Origin of the sequence: Streptococcus pseudopneumoniae (assembly GCF_001074565.1) — a bacterium.
GTDB classification, from domain to species: domain Bacteria; phylum Bacillota; class Bacilli; order Lactobacillales; family Streptococcaceae; genus Streptococcus; species Streptococcus pseudopneumoniae_J.
Window position 1 is genome coordinate 1 of sequence record NZ_JUQX01000017.1, and the last position, 13,155, is coordinate 13,155.

Sequence of the window (13,155 nt, forward strand, 5' to 3'; positions counted from 1 at the left end):
GTCAAGCGCCTCTTGCTCAATCATATCAGTGCTCGTTTCCTCTCAAAAGATATCAGCCAGCTCAAGAAAGATGCAGCAACTGTTTTTGAGAATGTCCATGTCGTCAAAGACTTGGAAGAAGTGGAAATTTAGAAGATTGAGAAAGGATAAGTATGCGTACTATTCTGATTACCGGAGCAAGCGGTGGCTTAGCCCAAGAAATGGTCAAACTCTTGCCAAATGACCAACTCATCTTACTCGGCAGAGATAAGGAAAAACTAGCTCAACTATACGGAAATCATCCTCAGGCAGAATTGGTTGAGATTGACATTACTGATGCTCAAGCTTTAGAAGAACTAGTAACTGAACTTTATCAGCGTTATGGCAAGATTGATGTTTTGATGAATAACGCTGGCTACGGGATTTTTGAGGATTTTGATAAGATTTCTGATCAAGATATTCACCAGATGTTTGAGGTTAATACCTTTGCCCTGATGAATCTGTCTCGTCGTCTTGGAGCTCGCATGAAAGAAAACCGAAAAGGCCATATCATCAATATCGTCAGCATGGCAGGTTTGATAGCGACTAGCAAGTCCAGTCTTTACTCAGCGACCAAGTTTGCGTCTATTGGTTTTTCCAACGCTCTACGCCTCGAACTCATGCCTTATGGAATCTATGTGACAACAGTCAATCCAGGACCGATTCGTACTGCCTTTTTTGACCAGGCAGACCCAGATGGGAGCTACCTCAAGTCTGTTGACCGATTTCTCTTAGAACCAGATGCGGTTGCTAGAAAGATTGTCAAAATCACAGGAAAGAATAAACGAGAACTTAATCTTCCTTTTTTGCTCAATTTAGCTCACAAATTTTATACCCTCTTTCCCAAGTTAGCCGATAAGTTGGCAGGGGGAATCTTTAATTATAAGTAAAAGAAGTTCCTTACAAAAGGCACTTTTTTTATTTTACTGAGAGTCAAAAATTGTTTGTTTTTGTTCTAAATCTACATTCACATTTTTTGAATCTTCTACAAATTTTAGAAAAAACAATCAAAAATATGATTTTTTGTGTTTAGGGTATTGAAATTTCCTATATTATTTTATAAAATAAGGATAAAAGGCTATGAAAAAGTAATACGCTTACAAATAAATGGAAGCGGTTACTAAAGGAGGATTTTATGGAAAAAGGCTTTTGGAATCGTAAAAGAGTCTACAGTATTCGTAAGTTTGCTGTAGGAGCTTGCTCTGTCATGATTGGAACCTGTGCGGTTCTATTTGGAGGAAGTGTTGTTGGAGAATCACCAGTTTTTGCCGATGAAACTCCTATTGCGCACACTGTAGAACAAGCAAAAGAGGAAAGTCCAGCAGTGGAGGAAAAAGGAGATCAAGCAGTATTAGAGAAGAACGAGGCTGTAAGTGTCGATCAAAGTCAAGCTGCTCAAATTGAAGCAAGCAAACCAGAGAAGAAAGAAGATGAACCTGTAGCTCCAAAAGAGGAGAAAGCATCTCTAAAACCTGAAGAAACAGCTCCAAAGGTGGAATCTCAAGCTTCAAGTCAAGAAAAACCTGTTAAGGAAGATTTGAAAGCTGCGACAAATGAAGAAGTAAATCAAATGATTGAAGACAGAAAAGTGAATTTTAATCAAAATTGGCACTTTAAACTCAATGCAAACTCTAAAGAAGCTGTGAAACCAGATGCAGATGTTTCGTCATGGCAAAAATTGGATCTACCACATGACTGGAGTATCTTTAACGATTTTGACCATCAGTCACCTGCCCAAAACGAAGGCGGACAGCTCAATGGTGGTGAAGCTTGGTATCGTAAGACCTTTAAACTTGATGAAAAAGATCTCAAGAAGAATGTTCGTTTGACCTTTGATGGGGTCTACATGGATTCTCAAGTCTATGTCAATGGCCAGTTAGTGGGACATTATCCAAATGGTTATAACCAGTTCTCATACGATATTACTAAATACCTCCACAAAGATGGCCGTGAGAATGTGATTGCTGTCCATGCTGTCAACAAACAACCAAGTAGCCGTTGGTATTCAGGTAGCGGTATCTACCGTGATGTGACCTTGCAAATGACAGATAAAGTTCATGTTGAGAAGAATGGGACAACCATCTTAACACCAAAGCTAGAACAACAGCAACATGGCAAGGTTGAAACGCATGTGACCAGCAAAATCGTTAATACAGACGATAAAGACCATGAACTTGTAGCAGAGTATCAAATCGTTGAACGTGGTGGTCAGGCTGTAACAGGCTTGGTTCGTACAGCGAGTCGTACCTTGAAAGCACATGAATCAACAAGTCTTGATGCTATTTTAGAAGTTGAACAACCAAAACTCTGGACAGTTTTAAATGACAAACCAGCCTTGTACGAATTGATTACGCGTGTTTACCGTGATGGTCAGTTGGTTGATGCTAAGAAGGATCTGTTTGGTTACCGTTACTATCATTGGACTCCAAATGAAGGCTTCTCTTTAAATGGTGAACGCATTAAATTCCATGGTGTTTCCTTGCACCATGACCACGGAGCGCTTGGAGCAGAAGAAAATTATAAAGCAGAATACCGTCGTCTCAAACAAATGAAGGAGATGGGTGTTAACGCCATCCGAACAACTCATAACCCTGCAAGTCCACAGACCTTGCAAATCGCAGCAGAACTTGGTTTGCTGGTTCAGGAAGAGGCCTTCGATACTTGGTATGGTGGTAAGAAACCTTATGACTACGGACGTTTCTTTGAAAAAGATGCCACTCACCCAGAAGCTAGAAAAGGTGAAAAATGGTCTGACTATGATCTTCGTACCATGGTTGAAAGAGATAAAAACAACCCAGCTGTCTTCATGTGGTCTATCGGAAACGAAATCGGTGAAGCCAACGGCAATGCTCACTCACTTGCAACGGTTAAACGCTTAGTAAAAGTGATTAAAGATGTTGATAAGACTCGTTATGTTACCATGGGAGCAGATAAGTTCCGTTTTGGTGATGGTAGTGGTGATCATGAGAAAATTGCTAATGAACTGGATGCGGTTGGTTTCAACTACTCAGAAGACAACTACAAGAAACTTCGTGCGAAACATCCAAACTGGTTGATTTACGGTTCAGAAACATCTTCAGCAACCCGTACACGTGGAAGTTACTATCGTCCTGAACATGAATTGAAACATAGTAACGGACCTGAACGTCATTACGAACAGTCTGACTATGGTAATGACCGAGTTAACTGGGGTAAAACAGCAACAGATTCATGGACTTTTGACCGAGATAATGCTGGTTACGCAGGACAATTTATCTGGACAGGTACGGACTATATTGGAGAACCTACACCATGGCACAACCAAAATCAAACTCCTGTTAAGAGCTCTTACTTTGGTATCGTAGATACAGCCGGCATTCCAAAACATGACTTTTATCTCTACCAAAGTCAATGGGTTTCTGTTAAGAAGAAACCAATGGTTCACCTCCTTCCTCACTGGAACTGGGAAAACCCTACTCTAAAAGCGAATGTGGCTGATGCAGACGGAAAAATCCCAGTTCGCGCCTATTCAAACGCTGCAAGCGTTGAATTGTTCTTGAACGGTCAATCTCTCGGAGTTAAGACCTTCAACAAAAAACAAACCAGCGATGGTCGTACCTACCAAGAAGGTGCCAATGCTAAGGAACTCTATCTTGAGTGGAAGGTTGCTTACCAACCAGGTACCTTGGAAGCTGTAGCTCGCGATGAAGCTGGAAAAGAAATTGCACGTGATAAGATCACTACTGCAGGCCAACCAGCAGGAGTTCGCCTCGTCAAGGAAGAACACGCAATCGCCGCAGATGGAAAAGACTTGACCTACATCTACTACGAAATCGTTGACAGTGAAGGAAATGTGGTACCAACTGCCAATAATTTGGTTCGTTTCCAATTGCATGGCCAAGGTCAACTGGTCGGTGTTGATAATGGGGAACAAGCCAGCCGTGAACGCTACAAGGCACAAGCAGATGGTTCTTGGATTCGCAGAGCCTTTAACGGTAAAGGGGTTGCCATTGTCAAATCAACTGAACAAGCAGGTAAATTCACGCTAACAGCCCATTCAGATCTCTTGAAATCTAGTCAAGTGACGGTCTTTACTGGTAAAAAAGAAGATCAAGAAAAGACCGTTCTCGGAACAGAAGTACCAAAAGTACGTACTGTTATTGAAAAAGAGCCAAAAATGCCGAAGACAGTCGGTTTTATCTACAGTGATGGCAGTCGTGAAAAACGTCCAGTAACTTGGTCTTCAGTTGATGTGAGCCAAGCAGGAGTTGTGACTGTTAAAGGTATGGCAGACGGACGTGAAGTTGAGGCCCGTGTCGAAGTTCTAGCAATTGCAAATGAGCTTCCAACTGTTAAACGTGTTGCTCCAGGAACAGACTTGAGTGCTGTTGACAAATACGTTTCTATTGCTGTTACGGATGGAAGCGTACAAGAATACGAAGTTGATAAGTGGGAGATTGCGGAAGCAGATAAAGCTAAACTGTCAGTTGCAGGATCACGTATTCCAATGACTGGCCAACTGGGTGGTGAGACTATTCACGCTACCCTTGTAGTAGAAGACGGTGATGTTGCAGCACCTGTAGCACCAAATGTAACTGTAGGTGGCGAAGCTGTCACTGGTCTTACTAGCCAAAATCCAATGCAATATCGAACTCTTGCTTACGGTGCATCCTTGCCAGAAGTTGTAGCAAGTGCTGAAAATGCGGATGTTACTGTAGTCCAAGCAAGTGCAGCAAACGGCATGCGTGCAAGCATCTATGTTCAACCAAAAGATGGTGGTCCTCTTCAAACCTATGCAATTCAATTCCTTGAAGAAGCACCAAAAATTGACCACTTGAGCTTACAAGTAGAGAAAGCTGACGGTCTTAAAGAAGATCAAACAGTGAAATTGTCTGTACTCGCTCACTATCAAGACGGAACCCAAGCAGTTTTACCAGCTGATAAAGTAACCTTCTCTACAAGTGGTGAAGGGGAAGTCGCAGTTCGTAAAGGAATGCTTGAGTTACATAAGCCAGGAGCAGTCACTCTGAAAGCTGAATATGAGGGAGCTAAAGGCCAAGTTGAACTCACTATCCAAGCCAATACTGAGACGAAGGTTGCGCAATCTATCCGTCCAGTAAATGTAGTGACAGACTTGCATCAAGAACCTACTCTTCCAACAACAGTAACGGTTGAGTATGACAAAGGTTTCCCTAAAACTCATAAAGTCATTTGGCAAGCCATTCCGAAAGAAAAACTAGACTCCTATCAAACATTTGAAGTACTAGGTAAAGTTGAAGGAATTGACCTTGAAGCGCGTGCTAAAGTCTCTGTAGAAGGTATCGTTTCAGTTGAAGAAGTCAGTGTGACAACACCAATCGCAGAAGCGCCACAATTACCAGAAAGTGTTCGTACCTACGATTCAAATGGTCACGTTTCATCAGCTAAGGTTACTTGGGATACGATTCCTCCAGAGCAATACGCTAAGGAAGGTGTCTTCACAGTCACTGGTCGCCTAGAAGGTACGCAGTTAACTACCAAACTTTATGTTCGTGTGTCTGCTCAAACTGAGCAGGGAGCAAATATCTCTGACCAATGGACAGGTTCAGAATTGCCACTTGCCTTTGCTTCAGACTCGAATCCAAGCGACCCAGTTTCAAATGTCAACGATAAATTGATTTCCTTTAATGACCGACCAGCCAACCGTTGGACAAACTGGAACCGTAGTAATCCAGAAGCTTCAGTTGGTGTCCTATTCGGAGATTCAGGTATCTTGAGCAAACGTTCTGTTGATAATCTAAGTGTCGGATTCCACGAAGACCATGGAGTCGGTGCACCGAAGTCTTATGTGATTGAGTATTATGTTGGTAAGACTGTTCCAACAGCTCCTAAAAATCCTAGCTTTGTAGGTGAGGAAAACCATGTCTTTAACGATACTGCAAACTGGAAACCAGTTACCAATCTAAAAGCCCCAGCTCAACTCAAGGCTGGAGAAATGAATCACTTTAGCTTTGATAAGGTTGAAACCTATGCTGTGCGCATTCGCATGGTGAAAGCAGATAATAAGCGTGGCACTTCTATCACAGAGGTACAAATCTTTGCGAAACAAGTTGCAGCAGCCAGACAAGGACAAACAAGAATCCAAGTTGACGGCAAAGATTTAGCAAACTTCAACCCTGATTTGACAGACTACTATCTTGAGTCTGCAGATGGAAAAGTTCCTGCAGTAACGGCAAGTGTTAGCAACAATGGTCTCGCGACTGTTGTTCCAAGCGTTCGTGAAGGTGAGCCAGTCCGTGTCATCGCGAAAGCTGAAAATGGCGACATCTTAGGAGAATACCGTCTACACTTCACTAAGGACAAAGACTTACTTTCTCGTAAACCAGTTGCTGCGGTTAAACAAGCTCGTTTGGTACAACTAGGTCAACCACTTGAATTGCCAACTAAGGTTCCGGTTTACTTCACATGTAAAGACGGCTATGAAACAAAAGACTTGGCAGTTGAATGGGAAGAAGTTCCAGCAGAAAATCTGACAAAAGCAGGTCAATTTACTGTTCGAGGCCGTGTCCTTGGTAGCGACCTCGTTGCGGAATTCTCTGTACGAGTGACAGATAAACTTGGTGAGGCCCTCTCAGAAAACCCTAACTATGATGAAAATAGTAACCAAGCCTTTGCCTCAGCAACTAATGATATTGACGACAGTTCTCATGACCGTGTTGACTATATCAATGATAGAGATCATTCTGAAAATCGTCGTTGGACAAACTGGTCTCCAACACCATCTTCTAATCCAGAAGTATCAGCGGGTGTGATCTTCCGTGAAAATGGTAAGATTGTAGAACGGACTGTTGCTCAAGCTAAACTTCACTTCTTTGCAGATAGTGGTACGGATGCACCATCTAAACTCGTTTTAGAACGCTATGTCGGTCCAGAGTTTGAAGTGCCAACCTACTATTCAAACTACCAAGCCTACGACGCAGACCATCCATTCAACAATCCAGAAAATTGGGAAGCTGTTCCTTATCGTGCGGATAAAGACATTGAAGCCGGTGATGAAATTAACGTTACCTTTAAAGCTGTCAAAGCCAAAGCCATGAGATGGCGTATGGAGCGCAAAGCGGATAAGAAGGGTGTTGCGATAATTGAGATGACCTTCCTTGCTCCAAGCGAATTGCCTCAAGAAAGCACTCAATCGAAGATTCTTGTAGATGGAAAAGAACTTCCTGATTTCGCTGAAAACCGTCAAGACTATCAAATCACCTATAAAGGTCAACGTCCAAAAGTTTCAGTTGAAGAAACAGACCAAGCAGCTTCAACAGTTGTAGATAGTGGCGATGATAGCCTTCCAGTACTTGTTCGCCTCGTTTCAGAAAGTGGAAAACAAGTCAAGGAATACCGTATCCAACTAGTCAAAGAAAAACCAGTTTCTGAGAAAACAGCCCCTGCTATTCAAGAAGAAAATCCAAGTCTTGAGGTTGTCGAAAAAGAACTTGCCTTCCAGACTGTTGAAAAAGAAGATTCAAGTCTATATGTAGGTGAAAGCCGTGTAGAACAAGAAGGACAAGTTGGTAAGGAACGCATTCTTACATCTGTTAGTCCAGACGGAACTCGTGAAGAGAAACTCCGTGAAGTGCTTCAGGCTCCTGTTAACCGGATTCTTCTAGTTGGAACTAAACGTGGTACGGCTCAACCACTTGATGGCGATACAAGTTTAGTTCATGAAAAACCAGAACTTCTGGTGGAAGAAGAGGCAATTGATTTCAAAGTTCAAGAACGTAAGACTGACAAACTTTATGTGGGTGAAAGTCGTGTTCTCCAAGAAGGTCAAAAAGGTGTTCGTGTCCACCTAGTAGAAGTCGAAAACGGTAAGCGTACATCGAAAGAAACCTTTGATAAGATAGTTGCGCAAGATCGTATCGTGGAAGTTGGAACTAAGCGAGGTACAGCCCAACCACTTGATGGTGTCAGAGATTTGGTTCATCACAAACCAGAACTTGTAATCGAAGAAGAAACAATTGACTTCAAGGTTCAGGAACAAAAGAACTATAAGCTTCCAGCAGGTCAAACCCGTGTTCTCCAAGAAGGACAAAAAGGTATCCGTGTTCACTTGATTGAAGTTGAAAATGGCAAGCGAACTGAAAAAGAAAGCTATGATAAAGTCGTGGCTCAGGATCGCATCGTAGAAGTAGGTACAGCTGGTGAAATAACTAAACCAGTACCTCAAGAGTCTACAAAACCACAAGTATCAGAAAAAACAGATACAAAACAAAACACTTCAAGTGCAGCTGCTCAGGTTCAAAAAGAGCAGTTACCAAATACAGGAAGTGCAACAAGCCAAGCAGCCCTAGCAGCAGGCTTAGCTCTTCTTGGTTTGAGTGCAGGACTAGTAGCCACTAAAGGCAAAAAAGAGGATTAGAATTTCTACGATATGAAGAGATGGGGACAAAATAGATTTATATTTTAAAAACTCTTCATTATGAATTTTGAAAATCTAATAGATTAAATAAAAAGTGAACCAAACTATTCTGGGACAATCGGAATTCTGTTTAGTTCACTTTTTGTTATGTTCTAAACTTTTGCTTTAATATATTTCTACTATATTAAATATTGTAACAACATATAGATTGATAAATTGACTATATTTAATTTTATGAATAAAGGGACATTATTTATTGAAAGAGATTGGAAATATTAAAGGAATGGATTCTTTAAAGTTGACATTTTGTAAATAATTTCTTTAGTAATGAGATATATTAATTGGAATATATACGATATAATAGACTTGATAGGTTCTATTATATTTTGTGCTGTAAGTGAATATAATTTTATCAAGAATAGAGCATGGTGTTATTATGGATACTTCACTATATTGTGGAGGTGTTGTTGCGTACGTAGAATTGAATACTTAATTTTTTATCGATATACAAATAGAAAGGTTGGTCATAATGAATAAAATAAAAAAATATCTCGGTTTTCTGGTATTCCCTCTTTTCCTCTTGATGATGTTTTTCTCTACAGGTGAAGTACAGGCGGCTGATGTAACAGATAAGGTCAAGCTCGAGAATTTAAAAATCACTGTTGCTGCTACAGGGGACGATTCAATTGCTTACCACGGTGAACATGAGACCATAGTGCGATTAAAATTCTCTGGTAAGTTTTCATTTCCTGACATACAGGCAAACGAGATTAAGGAAGGAGATTACTTTATAGTAAAAGCTCCTGACAATTTGAATTTGGAAGATAGAACTATGCCTCTGATCGATACAAATTCAAATACAAAGATGGGGACCGTTCAGGTAGAAAGTGCCAATCATCGCCTCGTCTTTACCTTTAATAAAGCAGTTAAGGATAAGCAAAACATCCGAGGTGACTTCAATGCAAATGCGACAGAGACAGTTACAAAAGAGGAGAAGAAAGTTACCTACGTTATCCCAGGTGGTGATTCACAGACGATTACATTCAAATCTCTTAAAACAAATGAAGCACCTGTTATAGATGAAGTTATCCATAAAACAGCTTGGAATCACAGCGCAGCTCCAAAAATCGGATGGACCGTCCGTATTAATCGTTCCAAGCAAGATTTAACGAATCACACTGTTAAAATTACAGATAATATTAGTTTAGGAGCTTTTGCGACTTATATTGAAGGTAGTTTTGAACTTTATGAAGCAGAGTACGAGACGACAGACACCAACCTAGCTGGTCTGAAGAATAAAATCCAAAAATACGAGGTAACAACGGATCCCGAAAAGTATCAAGCAAATTCTGATAAGGTGGCTTATCTGAAATTTGTCGACGGTAAACGTGGATTTGAATTGCTCATGCCAACCAATACGGGGACAAAGAGTTTCTACTTATTTTATTATACTACTTCACCAGCAGATACTTCGGAGGTGAAAAATTCAGCTCAATTCGTACTTGATAATGAACCTCAATTAACCTGAAAAAAATGGGGAGACAAGATTAATACAAGTACAGAGGTTACGTGGATAATGAAGACTGTTAAGGCTTCGGGAGCCACAGTTACTGCTGATATTGCTGGAAAGATCAAAATTACTAAATTCGACGAAGCAGATGCGACTGTTAAGTTGAAAGATGTTGAATTTGAAATCGTTGATAAAGTTACTAATCAATTAGTTGATACAGTTAGGACTGATGCGAATGGTATAGCTCTTTCAAAAGCTCTTAATGATGGTAAGTATATCGTTAAGGAGAAGGTTGCTAAAGTAGGTTATCAGCTAATTAGCGAAGAGTTTGAAGTTGAGATGAAAGGTGGAAAAGGTGTTCCCCTCAATATCTCTAACAAACGTGTGACAGTTGACTTTGAAGCAACCAAGACTTGGGTAAACGGAAAAGCAACTGACTACAAAGAAGTCAAACTCGGTTTGTATGTGCACAAAGAAGGACAAACTGTTGCAGATGCAAAACCTGTTACCGGAAACTACACCCCTGAAGTAACCGTGTCGAACGGTGTCTACACTTATAAGTGGAAAGATCAACTTCCTGAACGTGATGTAGATGGGACGAAATTAATCTACTCTGTTCGCGAACTTCAAGACCAGACAAACCTTCCTTTGAAAGAAGGAGAGAAGGTTGCAGTTGGCGATAACAACTACATCGTATCTTACAATGCAGACAAGACTCAAGTAACCAATACTTACGAAGTTCCAAAAACAAACGTGACTGCTAAGAAAGTCTGGGTTGGCGATCAGGAAACAGTTCGTCCAAGTCTCTTCTTTAAATTGTATCGTACTCTAGAAGGTGGTACTGAAGAAGCAGTTACAGATGCTGACCAAAAAGAAGTACCTAAGACAGACGGTGCTGTAGAATGGTCAGATCTTCCTGCGACCGATCAAAATGGTGTGACATATACCTATAGTGTTAAAGAAGTTGATAAAGATGGAAATCTAGTTACTACAGTTGATGGTTATACCTCAGAACAAACAGCAGGATTGACTGTTACCAATAAGTATGCAGTAAAACCAACTTCAGCTTCTCTTGAAGTGACTAAGAAGCTGACTGGTCGTGAGTTGAAAACTGATGAATTTGAGTTCACTTTGACAGATCAAGACGGTAATTTGAAAGAAACCGTGAAGAATGACAAAGACGGAAACGTTAAGTTCTCAGAATTGGAATTCGACAAAGCAGGCACTTATACTTATAAGATTGCTGAGAAAGAGGGTACTGCTACAGGTATCCAGTACGATACTAAAACCATCACAGCTACAGTAACTGTAGCGGACAATGGTAAAGGTGTTCTTGAAGCAACTGTTGCTTACGACGATGAAAAAGCATTCGAGAATACTTACACACCAGCAGGAGCTACAAGTGTAACTCTTGGAGCTAAGAAGGTTCTTGAAGGTAAAACACTTGAAGCAGGCAAATACAACTTTGTCTTGAAGAAAGAAGACGGTAGTGTTGTCGAAACAGTGAAAAACGCTGCTGATGGAACGGTGACCTTCTCACCAATCTCATATGATGAAAGCCAAGTGGGAACTCACAAGTACACTATCTCAGAAGTTGCTGGATCTGAAACAGGAATCACTTACGATAAGACCGTTCATGAAGTTGAAGTAACTGTTAAAAAAGTCAGCGCAACTGAATTGAAAGCAACAGCTTCGAAAGAAGCAAAAAATCTTGTATTTACAAATAAATACACTCCAGCCAAAACTCAAGTTTTTGTGAAGAAAGCATGGGATGATAAGGACAACCAAGACGGTAAACGTCCAGAGTCTATCACTGTTAAACTCCTTGCCGATGGTCAAGACACAGGTAAGACCCTTGAACTCAATAAAGACAACAACTGGTCAGGAAGCTTCACAGATCTTGATGTGAACAAAGCTGGTAAAGCGATTGTCTACACAGTAGAAGAAGTCGCAGTCGTTGACTACAAGTCTGAGGTGACAGGAGATGCCACAACTGGCTACACCATTACCAATAGCTACACACCAGGCAAGACTCAAGTACCAGTGAAGAAAGTATGGAACGATGCCAACAACCAAGACGGCAAACGTCCAGGATCAGTCACAGTTAAACTTCTTGCCGATGGTCAAGACACAGGTAAGACCCTTGAACTCAATGAAGGCAACAATTGGTCTGGAAGCTTTACAGATCTTGATGTGAACAAAGCTGGTAAAGCGATTGTTTACTCAGTAGTCGAAGTAACTGTTACTGGCTACAATTCTGAAGTTACTGGTGACCCTGTATCAGGCTTCACAATCACCAATAACTACACCCAGGAAACAGTTAATGTAAAAGCAACCAAGAACTGGGATGATGCGAATAACCAAGATGGCAAACGTCCAACTAAGATTACAATCAATCTCTTAGCAGACGGTCAGAAAGTTGATTCAAAAGAGATTCAAGCTGCACCAGACGGCACTTGGTCTGTTGAATTTACAAAACTTGCAAAATATAAAAATGGTAAAGAGATTAAATATACTGTGACAGAAGAAGCAGTCGCAGAATATGACTCTTACATCAAAGACTTTACCATCACAAACAAATATGCACCAAAAGAAATCGACTACAAGGTAACAAAAGTATAGAACGATGCGAACAACCAAGACGGCAAACGTCCTGAGTCCGTAACGGTTCAACTTTTCAAATCTGTAGATGGATCTAAACCAGTAGCCGTTGAAGGTAAGAAATTGACCTTGACAGCTAAGGATAAGACCGACGCTAACACTTGGGTAGCATCCTTCACAAATCTTCCACAATACGAAGCTGGTAAAGAGATCGCTTACTCTATCGAAGAAGTGGATGTCCCAGCTGGTTATAAAGCCTCTGTAACTGGTCAAGTAGTGACTAACAATTACACACCAGAAACAGTAGTTCTTTCAGGAACTAAGGTTTGGGATGATAACAACAACCAAGACGGCAAACGTACAACATCTGTGAAAGTTCAAATTCTTAATGGCGACAAAGTCGTTCAAGAAATTGAAGTATCAGAAGCTACTGGTTGGAAGTTCGAATCAAAAGCACTTCCTAAGTATGAAAATGGTAAACTAATCGAGTACAAAGTCAAAGAAGTTGTTGTTGCAGAATATAAATCAGTAGTTACTGACCACAAAGACGGTAAGTACACCATTACCAACAAACATACACCATTGAAAACTGCTGTAAAAGGTAAGAAGATCTGGGATGATGCTAATAACAAAGACGGTATTCGTCCAGACT

The 13,155-nt window shown here is 40.8% G+C and carries 5 protein-coding genes and 2 pseudogenes; all 7 read left to right on the forward strand.

The genetic code is table 11. From position 1 onward, the window contains the following. Nucleotides 1–132 (forward strand): annotated as a pseudogene (locus tag ADI74_RS10675) (ribonuclease Z); the annotation flags it as partial. 20 nt (nt 133–152) lie between these two features. Next, entirely contained in the window at nt 153–908 is a 756-nt protein-coding gene (locus ADI74_RS01685) for an SDR family NAD(P)-dependent oxidoreductase (protein ID WP_049536641.1), read from the forward strand. Nucleotides 909–1,153: 245 nt separating this feature from the next. Then, the gene (gene bgaA / locus ADI74_RS01690) at nt 1,154–8,392 is read left to right on the forward strand and encodes an LPXTG-anchored adhesin/beta-galactosidase BgaA (protein ID WP_049536643.1); all 7,239 of its coding nucleotides are present in this window, start codon (nt 1,154–1,156) and stop codon (nt 8,390–8,392) included. A gap of 529 nt (nt 8,393–8,921) precedes the next feature. Further along, nucleotides 8,922–9,920: an Ig-like domain-containing protein gene (locus tag ADI74_RS11450; protein WP_053092577.1), complete on the forward strand. Its 999-nt coding sequence runs from the start codon at nt 8,922–8,924 to the stop codon at nt 9,918–9,920. A 48-nt stretch (nt 9,921–9,968) separates the two neighbouring features. Next, the gene (locus ADI74_RS11455) at nt 9,969–12,524 is read left to right on the forward strand and encodes a Cna B-type domain-containing protein (protein WP_053092578.1); all 2,556 of its coding nucleotides are present in this window, start codon (nt 9,969–9,971) and stop codon (nt 12,522–12,524) included. A 60-nt stretch (nt 12,525–12,584) separates the two neighbouring features. Next, nucleotides 12,585–12,728, forward strand: a pseudogene (locus ADI74_RS11460) (Cna B-type domain-containing protein); the annotation flags it as partial. A 144-nt stretch (nt 12,729–12,872) separates the two neighbouring features. Further along, nucleotides 12,873–13,155 (forward strand): Cna B-type domain-containing protein (locus ADI74_RS11465; RefSeq protein WP_414717540.1); only part of this gene is annotated, 283 nt, incomplete at its 3' end.